The sequence below is a fragment of the Coleofasciculus sp. B1-GNL1-01 genome (assembly GCF_040220235.1).
Lineage (GTDB): Bacteria > Cyanobacteriota > Cyanobacteriia > Cyanobacteriales > Coleofasciculaceae > Coleofasciculus.
This window is the reverse complement of sequence record NZ_JAVJTO010000085.1, coordinates 25271-42731: the sequence shown is the minus strand read 5'-3', so window position 1 is coordinate 42731 and position 17461 is coordinate 25271. Positions and strand designations below refer to the sequence as shown.

15 protein-coding genes are annotated in these 17461 nt (G+C 44.9%); 5 read left to right on the top strand and 10 right to left on the bottom strand.

Annotation, left to right across the window (positions count from 1 at the left end; genetic code table 11):
* Positions 1 to 81 precede the first annotated feature (81 nt).
* From RID53_RS21245 to kaiC, 8 genes are all read right to left on the bottom strand, one after another.
* Positions 82 to 435 carry a phenylpyruvate tautomerase MIF-related protein gene (locus tag RID53_RS21245; protein WP_446389984.1) on the bottom strand — a complete coding sequence of 118 codons (354 nt, stop codon included), beginning with the start codon at positions 433 to 435 and terminating at the stop codon, positions 82 to 84.
* A 317-nt stretch (positions 436 to 752) separates the two neighbouring features.
* Positions 753 to 1235, bottom strand: coding sequence for a flavin reductase family protein (locus tag RID53_RS21240; protein WP_446389983.1), 483 nt, complete (start codon positions 1233 to 1235; stop codon positions 753 to 755).
* A 250-nt stretch (positions 1236 to 1485) separates the two neighbouring features.
* Positions 1486 to 1878 carry a zf-TFIIB domain-containing protein gene (locus RID53_RS21235; protein WP_446389982.1) on the bottom strand — a complete coding sequence of 131 codons (393 nt, stop codon included), beginning with the start codon at positions 1876 to 1878 and terminating at the stop codon, positions 1486 to 1488.
* A 238-nt stretch (positions 1879 to 2116) separates the two neighbouring features.
* A complete protein-coding gene (cobM, locus tag RID53_RS21230; protein WP_446389998.1) occupies positions 2117 to 2971 on the bottom strand; it encodes a precorrin-4 C(11)-methyltransferase in 855 nt (284 codons plus the stop codon).
* Between the two features lie 662 nt (positions 2972 to 3633).
* Positions 3634 to 4512 (bottom strand): prolipoprotein diacylglyceryl transferase, encoded by an 879-nt coding sequence (gene lgt / locus RID53_RS21225; protein WP_446389981.1) that lies wholly within the window; start codon positions 4510 to 4512, stop codon positions 3634 to 3636.
* A gap of 51 nt (positions 4513 to 4563) precedes the next feature.
* The gene (locus RID53_RS21220; RefSeq protein WP_446389980.1) at positions 4564 to 5058 is read right to left on the bottom strand and encodes a DUF427 domain-containing protein; all 495 of its coding nucleotides are present in this window, start codon (positions 5056 to 5058) and stop codon (positions 4564 to 4566) included.
* A 180-nt stretch (positions 5059 to 5238) separates the two neighbouring features.
* Positions 5239 to 5592: a circadian clock KaiB family protein gene (locus RID53_RS21215; protein WP_446389979.1), complete on the bottom strand. Its 354-nt coding sequence runs from the start codon at positions 5590 to 5592 to the stop codon at positions 5239 to 5241.
* A gap of 127 nt (positions 5593 to 5719) precedes the next feature.
* A complete protein-coding gene (kaiC, locus tag RID53_RS21210; RefSeq protein WP_446389978.1) occupies positions 5720 to 7426 on the bottom strand; it encodes a circadian clock protein KaiC in 1707 nt (568 codons plus the stop codon).
* Between the two features lie 279 nt (positions 7427 to 7705).
* Here kaiC and rlmN point away from each other — a divergent pair, with 279 nt between their 5' ends.
* Positions 7706 to 8785, top strand: a complete 1080-nt coding sequence (rlmN, locus tag RID53_RS21205) for a 23S rRNA (adenine(2503)-C(2))-methyltransferase RlmN (RefSeq protein WP_446389977.1) — start codon at positions 7706 to 7708, stop codon at positions 8783 to 8785.
* 87 nt (positions 8786 to 8872) lie between these two features.
* Positions 8873 to 9433, top strand: coding sequence for a DUF4334 domain-containing protein (locus RID53_RS21200; RefSeq protein WP_446389976.1), 561 nt, complete (start codon positions 8873 to 8875; stop codon positions 9431 to 9433).
* Positions 9434 to 9688: 255 nt separating this feature from the next.
* Here the strand turns inward: RID53_RS21200 and RID53_RS21195 are convergent, their stop codons facing one another.
* Positions 9689 to 10132, bottom strand: coding sequence for a SufE family protein (locus tag RID53_RS21195; protein WP_006104027.1), 444 nt, complete (start codon positions 10130 to 10132; stop codon positions 9689 to 9691).
* A 242-nt stretch (positions 10133 to 10374) separates the two neighbouring features.
* On the opposite strand from RID53_RS21195, the gene RID53_RS21190 reads away from it, so the two are divergent.
* The 3 genes from RID53_RS21190 to RID53_RS21180 all read left to right on the top strand — a co-directional run bounded on the left by RID53_RS21190 (position 10375) and on the right by RID53_RS21180 (position 15969).
* Entirely contained in the window at positions 10375 to 12816 is a 2442-nt protein-coding gene (locus tag RID53_RS21190) for a putative PEP-binding protein (RefSeq protein ID WP_446389975.1), read from the top strand.
* Positions 12817 to 12931: 115 nt separating this feature from the next.
* A complete protein-coding gene (locus tag RID53_RS21185; RefSeq protein WP_446389974.1) occupies positions 12932 to 14647 on the top strand; it encodes an asparagine synthetase B family protein in 1716 nt (571 codons plus the stop codon).
* A gap of 305 nt (positions 14648 to 14952) precedes the next feature.
* Positions 14953 to 15969: a potassium channel family protein gene (locus RID53_RS21180; protein ID WP_446389973.1), complete on the top strand. Its 1017-nt coding sequence runs from the start codon at positions 14953 to 14955 to the stop codon at positions 15967 to 15969.
* 135 nt (positions 15970 to 16104) lie between these two features.
* Here RID53_RS21180 and RID53_RS21175 read toward each other — a convergent pair whose 3' ends face one another.
* Positions 16105 to 17382, bottom strand: a complete 1278-nt coding sequence (locus RID53_RS21175; protein WP_446389972.1) for an MFS transporter permease — start codon at positions 17380 to 17382, stop codon at positions 16105 to 16107.
* Positions 17383 to 17461 lie beyond the last annotated feature (79 nt).

Sequence of the window (17461 nt, the reverse complement as noted above, 5' to 3'; positions counted from 1 at the left end):
CCCAAACCCCCCTTAAAAAGGGGGGCTTACTTTGGGTTCATCTGAAAACAGCAAAGGCTGAATCAGGATAAAACCAACCCCTCAACCAAAGGTTGTACCATTCCACCCCCACATACTACCCTTGGCATCAGCGAACTCAATATAAATTCGCTTAATCGGGACACCCAGCTTTTCACTAATCACCTGGCAAAAGTCTTGACTCATTGCCTGGGTTTGGGCTGGATTCATCGTGCCAATATTTTTGACTTCCATGTAGCAGGTTGGCTCAACAGTACCGCCAAATGTCATGGATACACCATCTTCAAATGCCGTCATCACATAGGATTCAGGCTTGCCTACATGCTGGGCTAGCTTACCGGAAAGGGTTTTGAGCAACCCTTCCACTATGGTAGGTTCTGGATTACTGACAGATGATTGAACTTTAATCAGAGGCATAGGCTTATTTTTTCAACTTCACTAGAACTGAGATCTTGCAGCACTGGTCATATAGCACTACGGGGTACGGAAAGGACATCAGTTAGTCCAAGAGGGAATAGGGAACAGGGAACAGGGAACAGTAAAGCATGTTTACGCCCTGTCTTAGTACTGCTATAAATCCCCAGTTACCCGGTGGTTGGCAAGAGCAACAAATGATCATAGAAGGGTGTTTAGGTTTATAACTCTTGCCCACTCTACGTCAAATCAGCTTACCCTTAACTGCTGCCAGAGCTGAGTTAGAACCATTTGGGATATGGGAAATTGGCGTTCAGTCTCTAGCCACCATATTGCCAACCGGTGCTTTCGAGTAAAAGCGGTTCTCCTTCCCGGTGGACACCTGCGGCAATCACTTCACCCACATAAACACTGTGATCTCCCTTTTCCACCGAATCGACGACTTTACATTCGATGTAACCGAGGGAGTCAGAAATGATTGGACAGCCTGTCGCTTCTCCTTCATAAAATTCCACATCCGCGAACTTATTCCCAACCCGGCTTTGGGGTTTAAAGAATTTCGCTGCCATGTCTTTTTGTCCACTCTCTAGGAAGCTGATGCTGAACACACCATTTTTTTTCAGCATTTCGTGAGAACCTGTCTCTCTCTTAATACAATTAACCACCAGTGGCGGTTCAAAGGAAGACTGCATCAGCCAACTTACAGTGAAACCGTTTAAGTTATCACCGTCTTTGACGCCGCAGATATATAGACCATGCGGAATCTTACGCAGCATCTTTTTTTTCGCTTGTTCGTCTAGCAAGGCATCCTCTCCCTAGTTGCACAGATATGGCATTCAGTTTACCAAGAGGTTAGGGGTTTTGGGTGCAGGGGAGAGTGTTGACCCTTCACGACCTTCGAGGGAACATGGTTTGTAGGGGCGGGTTTTACTACTATCGTTTCTTTTTGACCCCGATGTGACTAAACCCGCCCTGAGTGAGTGTTAAATTAACTTCCCCAGCTTTCAGACGCGCCATGGCGCGTCTCTACATTACCCTCCCACAACAGACAAGCTAATGAGGACGCCAGGTTTTGCGAACTCGACCTAGAATCCCTTTGCCTGAGAAATTCCGCTTAAACTTCTTAAATTCACCCGCATCTAACCAGACACCGTGACACTGGGGACATTTTTCATACCAGATACTATACCGATCAATATCAATCATGCGAAACATCGTCGCGCCACAGCGAGGACAATATACATCGTCATCTACTTGATCAAATTGATGTCCCGTTTCTGGATCTCCAATGTCCAAACTCTCGGAGTCTTTAATCCGCTTGAGTTTTTCAGCTTCCAGAGAATCAAACCAAATTCCTTTGCAGTTGCAGCAGCGATCAATTTCTATGCCACCATGAGTGATAGACTCCAAGCTTGCACCACATTTAGGACAAACGGTTGGCTTCATAGTTGACTAGGGAACAGGGAACAGGCAATACAATCACTATACTCGCAGAGTTAATGATAGGAATTTTAACGCCATCCGTTAGCCTGTTGGGTTTCACTTACCCCCAGCTTCCCCAGCTCCCCCAGCTCCCCCAGCTTCCCCAGCTTCCCCAGCTTCCCCAGCTCCCCCAGCTTCCCCAGCTTCCCCAGCTTCCCCAGCTTCCCCAGCTCCCCCAGCTTCCCCAGCTCCCCCAGCTCCCCTATCTCCCCTCGCGGCGAAATAGGTGGGAGTGTTCCGGATGGTAAAGGCGGGAACGTGTTCCTACTTTGGTATCTTGGCTAGATATTGTTTCAGGTAAAGACCAGGGTGTTTTTAAGGCGGGACTAATAATATAAAGTGTTGTCCGAATTAGATTTTCCTGGTGAGTGAGTGCTGCCATTTGCTCTAGAGGGACAAGCCACATTTTTTCATCTGACCAACTGATCCGAAAACAGACAGCAACCGGGGTATTTGCTGGATAATGTTGCATCAGTTTGGCTTGGGCGGCGTCTATATGACGAGCGCTTAGGTAAAGACAAAGACTGGCTTGATGCGCGGCTAGGGATGCTAATTCTTCCGACTCAGGTACGGCTGAGGCTCGACCACTAATGCGCGTCAGGATAATGGTTTGTACCACGTCCGGCACGGTGAGTTCAACGCCTAGTTTAGCTGCCGCCGCTTGGTAAGCACTAATGCCAGGAATCACTTCAAAGGGAATTTCCGCCTCGGTAAGGGCTTGCATTTGCTCGTGAATGGCGCTGTATAGACTTAGATCACCCGAATGCAGACGAACTACCGATTTTTGCGATCGCACTCGTTCAATCATCAGGGGTAAGATGTCTTCTAGGGTTTTATTCCCAGTTCTGATAATTTCTGCATCCGGACGGGTTTCCTGCAAAATTTGTGGTGGCACTAAGGAGTCGGCAAATAAAATAACATCTGCTTTTTGCAGCATTTTCAACGCTTTAACGGTTAGTAACTCCGGATCTCCAGGTCCAGCACCAATAATGTAGACGGCTGGGGCTAGGGAAGGGAGAGGGTTTTGAAGTTGAGTAGAGTCAGAACTTTGATACATATAAATTTCCGGATCAGGTTCATAGGGATAAGAAGAAAGAAATGGTAGATGCACCCTGGTTCAGTCCTAGAGATTTTTTCTCTGGGGCTTTTGTTATTTTTAGACGACTTTTCCGGATTAGGTTCATAGAGATAAGAAGAAAGAAATGGTAGATGCACCCTGGTTCAGTCCTAGAGATTTTTTCTCTGGGGCTTTTGTTATTTTTATACGGCTTTTCCGGATCAGGTTCATAGAGATAAGAAGAAAGAAATGGTAGATGCACCCTGGTTCAGTCCTAGAGATTTTTTCTCTGGGGCTTTTGTTATTTTTAGACGACTTTTCCGGATCAGGTTCATAGGGATAAGAAGAAAGAAATGGTAGATGCACCCTGGTTCAGTCCTAGAGATTTTTTCTCTGGGGCTTTTGTTATTTCAGTTAAACTGTTCGGCATTTAAACCTTAATGTCAAGAATTGCGGAATCCTTGTCGTAGTATGAGCATCTTGCTCACTACATTAAGTAGAATTCCACTGACTTAAAGCTGGTGGGCAATGCCCACCCTACGGTACTTTTGTTATTCTCCACCTCACCGTATTTTGGAGTTTGTGAAGAGTGCCGCAGGTCTCAGTTTAAACTTGTATGTAGATGGTATTCTAGCGTTAAATTGACACCAATGAACCCTGTGCTACTCAGCAACCGTATCCCATTGCTGATTTTCTGGTGGTACAACATCTGGGAGAGGACGACGGAACCAGTAGAGCCATGCTAAACCTGCCAATCCCAAGAGAATTGATACTAAACTGACAATTTGAGCAATGCGTAAAGGTCCGACCATCAGACTATCCGTTCGTAATCCTTCAATCCAAATGCGACCTGCACTATAACCCACCAGATAAATTAGGGCCAATGTGCCAACTTTCAGGTGCGGTTTTCGTTTCAAATCCCGAAAAAATAAGGTGATCAGTATGGCAAAAATCAATAAATTCCACAGCGACTCATAAAGAAACGTGGGATGGAAATATTGATAATTGATGTACCCTGGAGGGCGCTGTTGGGGAGGAATATACAGTTTCCATGGTAAATTTGTGGGACTGCCAAAGGCTTCTGAGTTAAAGAAATTACCCCAACGTCCAATAGCTTGCCCCAAAATTAGCGAAGGAACAACCAAATCGGCTAATAACCACACCGATAGTTTCTGAATCCGGGCAAAAATGATCGTGGCGACAAGTCCACCCAAAATAGCACCGTGAATGGCGATACCCCCTTTCCAAATCGCAATAATATCTTCCGGGCGTTGGGCGTATTGTTCCCATTCAAACAAGACATAGTAAAGTCTGGCACAGGGAATTGCCCCAATCACCAGCCAGATGGCTAAATCCGCGATCGCGTTTGGATCGACGTTACGGCGTTTGGCTAAATATTGGGATAGACTGACTCCAATTAATACGGCTGACGCAATTAATAAACCGTACCACCGGATCGTCAGTGGTCCTAGCTTCACCAGAATGGGTCCTGGAGAGGCAAATTGAAACGCCAGGATCAGGGAAGGTATGGTTTGCAGCATCGTGGGTATGGCGGAGACTAAACAAATGTCCGATTGGATAGCATTTTAACTCTACCATCCCATTGTTCCGGCTCCACCTTTGAAGGGTCCGACTATATCGTTAGTGATCCATCCCCCGTAGAAGTCCCCCGGTTGAGATTGAACTAATTCATCATCGACATAGCAGGCGTCCATTTTACTGGCGTAAAAGCTAACGTGATCTTTAATCGAAGCAAACTCTGGAGTTGGCTGAGGATAATACCAGGCGGCATTGGCAGCCCGCTTGTCACCTACCACAACGTCGGCATATCCAGCCATTCCCTTCCATTCACAAAAACTTTTACGCCCTGTCTTGGCTAAATGTTCTAGTTTAATGTCTTCCGGTGGGATGTAATAGCAGGGAGGATGGCTGGTTTCCAATACCCGTTTTGCCCGTCGGGTATCTGCGATCGCGATCCCGTTAAAGATTATCCGAATATGCTTTGTTGTCTCCTCTAGGCGAGGAGGACGTGGGTAATCCCAGACAGATTCTTGACCAGGTTCAGGAGTAATACGATTGGGTTTCACGGTTTAGCTGTTTTCTCTAATGAGACGGCAGATTAGATGCTGTAGGTCTATGTATGTGTTGATAATGTTACCAGTTTATCGAAAAATTTTCTAATCAATGCTCAATCTCATCCATTCTGAGCAGGTTTATACTCAATCAATCAATTAATCGACCCTTGGTATTAAAAATATGTTGATTGATCAAATACTCAAGCAAATCTTAACCTTTTCCTTATCGGTCATATCCCCAATTAAACGCTGTAAAGGAGGAGGAAGTTCTTTGATCAGAGTTGGTACAGCAAAAATCTGTTCTTGTTCTAAACGTTCTGGATTTTCGTAGATGTCGATAATTTCCAGTTCATAACGTCCTTTTAGGTGTTCTTCACAGATGCTTTTTATATTTTTAACCGCTTGGATCGATTTGAAATTATTTTGAGCAACATACAAACGAAAAACATAAGTTTCTACCTCCAGGTTAACCAAGGAATCTAAACTAGATTGAGAGTCTTCGATTAACTCCGACGACTTGTCATTATTTTTGTCGAAATCATTCATGACGATGCTGTTTTGCCTCCCTATAATACTAATCTAGTCATTGTACCGTGACTTCCTCTAAAACTGATCTGCTAAAGGATTCATTTTTTTTGATTATGTATTATGTATTACTTATTAATTCTTATCCTTACATCTCCTCTAGGGAATCAGAATCACGTATCTGCGCCCTTAGTTGACGATCTTGGATCAGTGTCTTCTCCCGCAACTTCTCTTGCTGAATCATTTGCTCGATTTCTTCTTTTTGAGTTTCAAATTCAGCTTGCAACGCTTGAATCTGAACTTCCATAATCTGGCGTTTGCGTTCGATTTCATGTTGCTTACGTTCAATGGCTTGTCGGCGAACTAATGCCTCTGCCTTTTCTTGTGATTCTTGGATGGTTCGTGCGGTTCCCGCCATGACACCACCTGCTCCCAGATACACATCTACTAATTTCACCCCTGTATCTGTCAAACGAAATTCACGGACTTGATGAGAATGTTTCATGCCGCGAGATTTCAGGACAAACAGTAAACGATTGCGTTCACCGCTACTTTCGTCATCCCGCAACAGCAACCATGTATCCATTAACGAGGAAATACCTAAATCCGTCTGTTCCAGAGGATTTCCGCCTAAATTTAGATGGGTCAAAACCGTGGTGATTTGGAGCGTTTTAAAGAAATCAACCAGACGCATCATAAATGATTTGACTTGCATATAGTTACCGATATCCGTCAGATTGGATATCGGATCGATGATCACAACGGTGGGTTTAAACTTATTAACAAAACGATGAATTTTGACTAAATGCATCTCTAACCCATAAAAGGTTGGACGCATGGCTTGAATTTTTAACAAACCTTTTTGTACAGATGGTTCTAAATCGATGCCAATTGATCGCATATTGCGGATAATCTGGCTAGCCGATTCCTCGAAGGCGAAGTAGAGACATCGTTCTCCCCGCAAGCAAGTTGCCTCAGCGAAATGGGCGCACAGTGAACTCTTACCTGTTCCCGCTGTACCAGAAATCAGAATACTGCTGCCACGAAAATAGCCTGCACCTCCCAGCATGCTATCCAAGCGCTCAACGCCTGTAGATATCCGCTCATTGGATACCTGGTAATCTAATCCCACAGAGGTGAGAGGTAATACAGAAATCCCGTCGTCTTCAATCAGGAATGGATATTCGTTTGTACCATGTCTAGAACCGCGATACTTGACAATATGTAATCGTCGTGTTGCCAGTTCATTGATGATCCGTTGATTGAGGAAAATAACACAATCGGAAACGTATTCTTCTAAACCCTGACGAGTGAGCGTATTTTGACCACTTTCACCCGTAATAATCGCCGTCACGCCCTTTTCTTTAAGCCACAGAAACAGTCGCCGCAATTCAGAACGCACGATCGCATTATTTTGCAATCCGGCAAATAAAACCTCTAGGGTGTCTAAGACAACCCGCTTGGCATTAATTGAGTCGATGGCATAGCCGAGACGAATAAATAAGGCTTCGAGATCATATTCGCCAGTTTCCTGGATCTGAGTGCGATCAATATGCACATAATGAAGCGCCAGTTTCTTCTGATCAGCTAATGCTGTTAAATCCCAACCGAAGGAAGCGACATTCTGCGTCAGTTCATCGGGTGACTCTTCAAAGGAAATGAAAACACCTGGTTCCTGATACTCCGTGGCACCATGTACCAGAAATTCCATTGCCATCAGTGTCTTACCGCAGCCGGCTTTGCCGCATAGTAATGTAGGACGCCCTTGAGGTAATCCACCATTGGTAATTTCGTCAAGTCCCTGAATGCCAGTTGGACATTTAATTAGCTGGGCTTTGTTTTTGTCGTTTGTCATTTGTCATTCGTGTATATAAGGGGTTGAGGAATAGTTACAGGACTTGTCGGAAGTTGGATTTATCTCTATTAACCTACTTAGAGAGAATTTGGCGATTTTAATCGAGTCCATTTATTCTCTCGGTTGATTCGTCCTTCATTTTATCTCTATGGTTTCCCACCTCAACTCTTACTGAGGCGGTAGAATTAGATCTAGACCCGACTGCCTCAATCTCACCTCTAGTCCGGCTACTAATCTTGACAAAATCAACAATCAGTGCAGTAAAGAATTATCAGGCTTATGGCTTACTCCGTCACCTCGTCCTCCCATTCCCCCGTATCCCCAGAAAAGAGTCCGCTAAATGGAACCAAAACACCGCTATTAGGAGCAAGTTTGGCTGAGTTAACCCATTGGGTACAACAGCAAGGACAACCTGCCTATCGGGGACGCCAGCTTCATAACTGGATTTATCAAAAAGGGGTGCGACGCCTTAGTGAGATTTCAGTCTTTTCCAAGTCATGGCGGCAAGCCTTAGTTGATGTCCCCATTGGTCGTTCTACTCTACATTATCGCTCTCAGGCTCCCGATCGCACGGTCAAATATTTGCTGCGGTTGGCAGATGGAAATATTATTGAAACCGTCGGGATTCCCACTGCTAATCGGTTAACGGTTTGCGTCTCCTCCCAAGTCGGTTGTCCCATGGCGTGTGACTTTTGTGCGACGGGGAAAGGCGGATTTACCCGGAATCTCCACCCTCACGAGATTGTTGATCAAGTTTTGACGGTTCAGGAGGATTTTGGGCAACGGGTGAGTAATGTTGTATTTATGGGCATGGGAGAACCCTTACTGAATTTAGAGGCGGTTCTCGCGGCTGTGCGATCGCTCAATCAAGATATTGGCATTGGTATGCGATCGCTGACCATCTCCACCGTAGGCATTCGCGATCGCATTCGTCAACTGGCAAAACATAAACTGCAATTGACCTTTGCTGTCAGTCTCCACGCTTCTAATCAGCAACTACGCGAACAATTGATTCCCAGTGCTAAACGCTATCCGTTAGCTGATTTACTACAGGAATGTCGGGATTATGTCAAGATAACCGGACGCCGAGTTACCTTTGAATATATCCTTTTAGCCGGACTAAATGACCAACCCGAACATGGAATAGAATTAGCTCAACACCTACGCGGATTTCAGAGTCACGTTAATTTGATTCCCTACAATCCAATTAGCGAAGTGGATTATCAGCGTCCTAGTCCCCGGCGAATTCAAGCCTTTGTTGAGGCATTAGAACAGCATAACATTGCCGTCAGTGTGCGTCGTTCTCGCGGTTTAGAAAAAGACGCCGCCTGTGGACAATTAAGGGCTTCAACGGTTTGATAAAAGAAAGGTAGAGGCAAGAGGACTTCAGGGTAGGAGACAGGCTAAACAACTCGCGATCGCCACCATTACACAATCCTTAAAAACATGCAAACAGTAGAAAGCTGCCAGTCGGTTCTGAACGCAGGGAAAACGACAACCGAAACAGCGTTACAATTATTTGACGCTCTCGAACCCGTGGATTTAGACTTTATGATTGGTCGTTGGCAAGGATCGGGACTCCATACTGATCACCATCTGGATGGCTTCTTAGAAACATTGAATTGGTATGGAAAAGAATTTGTTGATCCGGAGACAGTTCACCCATTGTTATTTTTAGATAGCCAGGGAACAATTTTTAAGGTTGCGCCCCATCCCACAGCAATTAACGTACTTTTTAATTTGCCAATTCTCAAAAATGACTCTCTGAAACCTTGGCTAAGCTTGACGAATTCCTTCCTGAAACCCTTTGTGAAAACTGAGGAAAGTCAAGCGCGACTCCGAATGATGGACTATCGAGGAAAAGTCAGTGCCACGATGATCTATGATCATTTGCCGATTAATGACTCGTTTCGGAAAGTAGATGACAATACTGTGTTAGGAATTATGGATTTGAAACGCTCACCCCAACCGTTCTTTTTTGTGCTTAAGCGCAGTGTCACCCATTAATAATATAGCAATCGCCATAGCGGTTAGGACGCATCATTTGATAGGTTAGTTAACCTTATGTCCAGAAACCGTAGGGGCGCACAGACGTGCGCCCGATTCAATGGTGAAATCTGTTCCACCATTTTAGCTGTGCCACGCCAGTAGGTTCTTACTTTTCACGGGATCTGGAAAACCTCTCTCCAAACCTCTCTCCTACAAGGAGAGAGACTTTGAATTCTCCCGCTCCCCCTCACCACAGCACTTATTCAGCAACCCCTAACTAGGATTCGTTGCTAGTTTGAATCCCAGGGCTTTTTTCTTCATCGTCTGGAAAATATTGTAGAAGCCATTGGCACGAGAGGGGGTTAAGCTGACATTTAACCCGGTTTCTTGGATAAACTCTGGGGACACGTCCACAATGTCCTCTGGGGGAAGCCCATTCAACCCTTCAATCAGCAGCGCCACTAGCCCTTTGACTAACTGGGCGTCTGAATCTCCTTGATACCATACCTTGCCGTCTTCTAGGTTGGCAGTGATGTAAACCTGGGAAACGCAGCCTTGGACTTTATTTTCCGGTGTTTTGTCTGCTTCTGGCATATCCTGAAGCTTCTTGGCATACCAGAGAAGCTGTTCATACCGTTGTTTAGGATTCGTCCGTCGCTTAAATCGCTGCACAATTTTGGCGAGGGAATCGGGTAGAGGGGTTGAGGTTGATGACATACCCAGTATTCAAGACCTACTGTTCACATTTATCCTAACAAGACTTATGCAATTCTACTCATGCAACCCAGAAAACAGAAGTCAATCCTTAGTCAGGGCGGGTTTAGTTACATCTGGGTGAGGTCAAAAACGATAGTAGTGAAACCCGCCCCTACACACTTGGTTAGGGCGGGTTTTGCACAAACGTTATCATCAATAGCGACAAGAGATTCCCTAAACCCGCCCCTACGCATTCAACACTGTTGGCTAATCGAGTTTCCGTTATTCTAGATCACTTAACCGCGAGTGGTATTCCAAAGCAAATTGTGGACAATCTCTACTGGCTGGATCAGATTCAACTGTCACAACGTTCCCTGGTGGGAGAGAAAGCCTTTGGCTTAAGTCAACTTGGGCAACAAGGGTATCCGGTTATTCGCGGCTTTGTGATTCCAGCGATCGCGTTTTGGCAAGTCATCGCTGATTTAAGTCAATCAGAACCCTTGTTAGCCGATTTACCCCAGTCCTCGTTGTACGTGAATGTTGATAATCCCCGTCAGTTGCAACAGGTTGCTCAACATATTCGCCAAGTGATTACCTCTGCCACTGTATCAGACGGTTGGCGATCGCAGATTCTGGATGCAGGGTCAACTCTAGACGCTCCCGCCCTGATTTTACAGCCTTCTATGTCACTTCCTGAGGTGCGATCGCGGACGCCGATGTCTACTCATCCGGTTAACCGTGAGGATTGGGCTGAGTTTGCGCCGATTCCAGAACTTTTAGCATCTCATTATTGCCGCAAACAGCCGGATGCTCTGATCCATACTTTAAAGCAGGTGTGGGCAGAATTGTTTCGAGCCAAAAGCTTATTTTACTGGCAACGGGTTGGCATGGGACTGGATCAAATTAATTTAGCGGTTCTGGTACAACCGATCTATGACACTTTAGCCTCTGGCGTTCTCCAGGCGAAATCTGATTTCTGTCAGATCCAAGCCACCTGGGGACTAGGGATAGCAATTACTCAGGGTAAAGTCTTACCCGATACCTATCAAATTGCGGTTCCCACCGATCAACTTTTGCTAAGTCAACCAGGAAATAAAACCCTCGCCTATCGGCTGAACCCGGAACCGACAGGAAATGCCGTGCAAGCTTATCCCCTCAGCCAAGGAGAACAGCAGCAGTTTGTTTTGGACGATAACGCTTGGCAACCGATTATGGCGTTATCCAGAAAACTGCAAACCCAATTCAATCCCCCCTTTTCTTTTGACTGGACTCTTTGTAAAATTCCCAACACGACAGAACCTCAGCTATACGTGACTCAATTTCGCCCTCAGTCTGCTTCTTCTGCTGAATCATTCCCCTCCCAACCTCAGTCACTGCGAGGATTATCGGCGGCGTCTGGACAAGTAACAGCCGTGGCGCAAGTGATGATTGGGGAGGAACAAAATTGGCGGACTATCCCTCCGAATCGGATTTTAGTGACTCAAACGATTGCTCCTGATTGGCTACCTATATTAAGACAAGCCGCAGGGGTGGTGACGGAACAGGGGGGAATGACGTCTCATGCGGCAATTGTGGCGAGAGAATTGGGGATTCCAGCGGTGGTTAATGTTCCTGGGATTACCCAATTGGTACAAACGGGGGAGGTACTGTTGGTAGATGGCGATCGCGGCGAAATTCAACGTTTAGCCAGGGATGCTAAACAGCTTGAAGAAGCCGTAGATGTCGCTATTGAGAAGCAGGAAACCCTTGCCGATGCCCCATCACAGAGGCAGTATAACCGATTTCCGATTGCGACTCAATTGTTGGTGAATCTCAGCCAAACCCAATCTCTGGAACGAATTCGGGATTTACCCATTGATGGGATTGGCTTATTGCGATCGGAATTGATGATTTTGGACGTATTGAATAATCAACCCCCCCAGGAATGGTTGCGACAGGGGCGGAAACAGGAGTTAATCACCCGCCTTGCCCAATTGATCATGCAGTTTGCGGCGGCGTTGATGCCACGACCTGTATTTTATCGTTCCCTGGATTGGGGTGAAGCGGAATTGATCCATGGGGATACGTCGAATGTGAATGGTTCAACCTTATCGGTGGTGAATGCAATGTTGGGGCGGCGGGGGACTTATCGTTATTTACATGATCCGACGAGTTTTGATTTGGAACTGGCGGCATTACATCAACTTTATGCTCAGGGGTATAGTAATGTTCAGTTAATGTTGCCATTTGTGCGGACGGTTGAAGAGTTTGTCTTTTGTCGCCGTCGGGTGGAACAAGCAGGATTAATGGATAATCCTCATTTTCAACTTTGGATTATGGCAGAAGTGCCATCGATACTGTTTTTACTGCCGGATTATGTGAAAGCGGGGGTGCAGGGAATCTCGATTGGTACGAATGATCTAACGCAATTGTTATTAGCTGCTGATCGCAATTTGGGGGAGTTAGGTTCAACGTTAGATGGACGCCATCCCGCCGTCATGGGAGCGATTAAGCAGTTGATCGATATGGCAAAAGGGGCGGGGATTCCTTGTGCAATATGTGGTCAAGCCCCAGCCCAGTATCCGGAAGTAGTGGAATCCTTGGTGGAATGGGGAATTCAGTCTATTTCTGTGGATGTCAGTGATGTGGAAGCGACTTATTATGCGATCGCTCGCGCAGAACAACGGTTACTTTTAGAGGCTGCACGGCGCTCATTAGAAGGGTAAGGATTCAACTGGATAAGCTGTTCGGCATTTAAACCTTAATATCAATAATGGCGCAATCTTTGTAGTGCGAGCATCTTGCTCGCTACTAATACCCAATTTAAATGCATGACAGCTTATGAGATGGTTATTGTCCCGATTAACTGATCAACAGGTTAGGGAACCCATTCCCTCGGTTCACCCAGGTTGGTTGTTAGCCTGGGGGCAATTTCGCGCTGAACCCCCTGATTGTACGTTCTTGATTCCTAACCAGTTAGCGGTAACTCAGATTCAACCCGCTTTTAGTCCTCAAGCAGAGTATGGGGTGGTGGGGGATATTTGGTTAAGTAATTCTGCCCGATTATTGCAACAGGTGGGAATTGAACCTGGGGATTGGCGGGGAACCGATCAAGGGTTGGTGGCGCTGCTGTGGGAACGCTGGGGACAAGATTGTTTAGAGTACCTGGAAGGGGTATTTGGACTAGCGATTTGGCATCAACCGAGTCAGAGGTTGTGGTTGGTGCGCGATCGCGTCGGCGGTCGGACGTTATATTATACGATTGTGGGTTCCTCTTGCTGGATTGCGCCTCGGTTGAGAACCCTGCGCCCCTACCATTCAGCCGACTTGGATTTAGTTGCGTTGCGGGATTATTTGTGTTGTGCTTTTGTCCCTGGAGAACGCACGCTTTGGCAACAGGTGCGGGAATTACGTCCAGGTACGGTGTTGCAGTTACCTGATGGACCACCCAACTATTACTGGCAACCGCAAGAGCAAATTACCCATCCTCAGCAAAATTTATCATGGCACTCTCAGCAGTTGCGATCGCGCCTCGATCAAGTAGTTCAGAGTTACTTACCTACCAATGAATCGGTGGGGGTTTATTTATCGGGGGGATTAGATTCCAGTTGCATCACCGCACTCACGGCTAAGTTTCATCAGCATCCGGTTCATACCTACTCGATTCATTTTGGCGCCAATTGTCCCAATGAATTAGACTTTTCCAATTTAGTTGCCCATCATTGCCACACGCAACACCATATCTTAGAAATTACTCCAGAACAGATGTGGCAACAATTACCGATAACCATGGCACAGTTGGATGATCCGATTGGTGATCCGTTAACGGTTCCCAATTATTTGTTAGCGCAACTAGCGAAGGAAGCGGTTACGATTATCCTCAATGGTGAAGGGGGAGATCCTTGTTTTGGCGGACCGAAAAATCAGCCAATGTTACTCAAGCAGTTATATGGTTCTCCGGAAAATAATCCTAATTTAGTAGCGGCTTATTTGAACTCCTTTAAAAAATGCGCTCCAGATTTGCCGAGGTTGTTTCAAGCTGAAATATGGGACGCGGTTAACTCTGTACCCTCTGTCTTTGAGACGGATTTGTTTTCATCAGCACAGTATTTGAATCGGTTAATGGGGCTTAATATTAAATTTAAAGGTGCGGATCATATTTTAACCAAGGTGAATAATCTGACCCGTTCCGCTGGATTAGATGGGCGTTCTCCCTTATTTGACCAGCGAATTGTGCAAATGGCAATGGAAATTCCGCCGGAATATAAACTAGCAGGGAATCAGGAGAAAGCCGTTCTCAAGCAAGCGGTTGCCGATCTCTTACCTAGGGAGATTATTCAGCGACCCAAAAGCGGGATGATGGTTCCAGTGCAGTTTTGGTTCCGCCACTATTGGCAACGACAAACCAAGGCATTGTTGTTGTCCAAAAAATCCGCGATCGCGCCTTATTTAAATCAGTCAGTAATTCGCGATTGGATTGAGTATCGGGGAGATACCTGGAGGCGGTATGGGGTTAAACTTTGGTTGTTGGTGAGTTTGGAATATTGGCTGAATTGATGTGTTTGGGTTGGGGGCAAATGGGTGACATCGAGATTGTATTTTTTTAACGCAGAGGACGCAGAGGAAAACGCAGAGGTACGCGGAGGGGGTTAAAGGTTGGCGTGGCAGATTTTAGGGGATTCTGGAAAAAGCGGAAATGATATGATTTGTTATTGTGATTTGCTGAAACTGCATCTATTTAAGGTAACAATGATTCTGGTGATTGCTACAAATAATTATATGACTCACAACTTGGGGCGGGTTTTATAATATCAGGGTGTCCAAAGACGATAATAGCTAAAACTGCCCCGACAAGACGTGCCATGGCGTGTCTCTACCGTACTTTTTCACCCCCTTCAATGCGGCTCAACTCTCCCACCTATTTTACTCTTCTCTTACTCACGAACATTGTTTTAGGAGTATTCGTTTTTCATTATGGTTTATCTATCAGTTATATTGATGCCGTTTATTTTGTTGTCACGATTGTCACCACCATTGGGTTCGGGGATTTTAATTTAGCTGCTGCACCGTTAGGAATTAAAATTTATGGGATATACCTGATGTTATCAGGGGCTGGGGGCTATGCCATTCTATTTAGTTTAGTGGTGGATCGGTTAATTAAGAATAAGCTCTTGGAGATAACAGGAAAAAAAACGTATAAGATGGAAAATCATGTAATTATCTGCGGCTTTGGTAAAGTTGGACAAAAGATACTCGACACGTTGTTACTGTTAGGGGATTCGGTTCTGGTGATTGAGAAAAATGAAGAGACACAGATTGATCTCTTGCAAAATCAAAATATTCCCTACATTATCGGTGATATTTGTCAAGCCGAAACCCTAACTAAAGCAGCGGTTGCTAAGTGCAAAGCCATTATTTTTTGTACGGATAATGATTTGGCTAATTTAGAAGGTGCATTAACCGCGCAGGAAATTGAGCCAAATGTGCGGATAGTATTGAGAATTTATGACCAAACCTTAGCCCGAAAAATTCAGAATGGATTTAATCTTAAACTGGTGTTTTCCACATCCACATTAGCCGCACCGACATTTGCCCAAGCCGCCCATGATGAAAATATTATTAGTACCACACGGGTGCAAAATGAGGTGTTTTTAACCACAAAACTTCTGATTACATCCCAGAGTCAGTTGGATGGGATACGCTTTGCTGAGTTACAGAATCAGTTAGAAGTGGCGGGGTTAGTGTTATATAAAGCCAATGGGCGGCAAATTCGATTTCCCCAAGCCGATGAGGTATTACAGGGAGGCGATGAGATGATTGTTACGATTAGTCGAGACAGTTATAAAACGATTAAACGGTTGAATAAACGGAAATACTAAAATTAGTAACCGTAGGGGCGCACCGACGTGCGCCCGATTTTACCGTCAAATATCTTTCACCCTGTTAGTTTTCATTAAATACAGTTTAGATCCCCCTAAATCCCCCTTCAAAAGGGGGGAATTGGCTTGTAATTTTTAACCAAAACTGTCGGATGCAACCAAATAAACATCACTACTACTACTCTCACTCTCAACGTCTATAAATACTGAATCTCTCCCCCCTGTGCTAATTTGACTCCGGTTAATTCCTTGAGTCACTATCTGTAATAGTCGTTGCGGTGTAAATGATTCCAACTCGACAAAATTCCCGGATTTTAACCAGGCAAATTCTTCACCCGATAAGTCTAGTCGTACCTCTAACCCTAATTGTTCCGCCTCTTCTGCTGACTGTGGGGAGGATTGAATAAAAAGATTGCGACTATTTAAGACATGACGTGGAAGTAATCCTAAATCATAAATGGTGACGGTACTATCAGCAAACCAATTGGAACTTGTTTGCAGGTTATGAATCAGGGTGATACCATGAGGACTGGCATTATGTAGGGCGTAAACCTTTAATTCGGGATTGCGTCTCAGCATGTCTAATACCGTTGAAAAAATGCCTTGGGGATACCCAGTAATACTTAGCACCGCACAGTTATTTTCAAAGTGAAAATTATTAGCAATCAGCAGTTGAGCAATTGTGGCACTATCACAGACGACAACTCGGTCAAAACTATAAGCGGTGATATCCGGATTAATGGATGTGGGTAAACGTTTCTGATTCGGAGAGGGTAAAAGTTGTTCAACTGTGCCATTAATTTGTTGCCACCGTTCTAACCAACTTTGGAATTTACTCAGTGTAATCGAAACGGTTTGGAAGAATGTGCTTTGGCGACGCGACTGTCGAATTCCTAAATAGAACGATAACATACCGACAATAATAGTTATCGCAAATTGGCAAAAAATCAGCCAGTTACCTCCACTACCATCGACGGTAAAGAATAAAAGAAATAAAATTCCATAGAGAAGCAAAAATCCACCAATAATTTGTAAATATCTAGCATTGCGATTACGGACTCTTCTGAGCGTATTGGCAGAATTGCTGATTTGGTAACAGGCAAAAATTAAGAGCGGGATTCCGATGTAAGGAATAATAACAATCAGAATCCAGGCAAATATTTGCAGGACAATATTGTTGCTCTTGCGTTTAATTCTCTTGTTGATAAGGTAGTATAATTGTTGAGGGGTAAAGTATAGACTCCCATTTACTGAGAGATCCGAGATAGCTTTGGCAAAAAATGGATCAGTGATTTTGGTTTGACCCATAGTTGTGGGTTCAAAGGCAAAGGGATGACCGCAATTTTTGCAGCGTCCTTGATTGGCGGTGCGGTCTTTGAGATTATTATCAGTTTGACATTGAATACATTTCATAATTAGGCAATTTGTATTTTTAACTATTTCTGTAATTGGCTAAAAAATTCACTCACATACTCTCCATTCCTCTCCATTC

Excerpts from the sequence above, each read along its gene's own strand:
- RID53_RS21185 (WP_446389974.1), top strand. The coding sequence starts at position 12,932 with ATGAGATGGTTATTGTCCCGATTAACTGATCAACAGGTTAGGGAACCC.
- RID53_RS21195 (WP_006104027.1), bottom strand. The coding sequence starts at position 10,132 with ATGTCATCAACCTCAACCCCTCTACCCGATTCCCTCGCCAAAATTGTG.
- lgt (WP_446389981.1), bottom strand. The coding sequence starts at position 4,512 with ATGCTGCAAACCATACCTTCCCTGATCCTGGCGTTTCAATTTGCCTCT.
- kaiC (WP_446389978.1), bottom strand. The coding sequence starts at position 7,426 with ATGACAAACGACAAAAACAAAGCCCAGCTAATTAAATGTCCAACTGGC.
- RID53_RS21180 (WP_446389973.1), top strand. The coding sequence starts at position 14,953 with ATGGCGTGTCTCTACCGTACTTTTTCACCCCCTTCAATGCGGCTCAAC.
- RID53_RS21175 (WP_446389972.1), bottom strand. The coding sequence starts at position 17,382 with ATGAAATGTATTCAATGTCAAACTGATAATAATCTCAAAGACCGCACC.
- RID53_RS21235 (WP_446389982.1), bottom strand. The coding sequence starts at position 1,878 with ATGAAGCCAACCGTTTGTCCTAAATGTGGTGCAAGCTTGGAGTCTATC.
- cobM (WP_446389998.1), bottom strand. The coding sequence starts at position 2,971 with ATGTATCAAAGTTCTGACTCTACTCAACTTCAAAACCCTCTCCCTTCC.
- RID53_RS21245 (WP_446389984.1), bottom strand. The coding sequence starts at position 435 with ATGCCTCTGATTAAAGTTCAATCATCTGTCAGTAATCCAGAACCTACC.
- RID53_RS21200 (WP_446389976.1), top strand. The coding sequence starts at position 8,873 with ATGCAAACAGTAGAAAGCTGCCAGTCGGTTCTGAACGCAGGGAAAACG.
- rlmN (WP_446389977.1), top strand. The coding sequence starts at position 7,706 with ATGGCTTACTCCGTCACCTCGTCCTCCCATTCCCCCGTATCCCCAGAA.
- RID53_RS21215 (WP_446389979.1), bottom strand. The coding sequence starts at position 5,592 with ATGAATGATTTCGACAAAAATAATGACAAGTCGTCGGAGTTAATCGAA.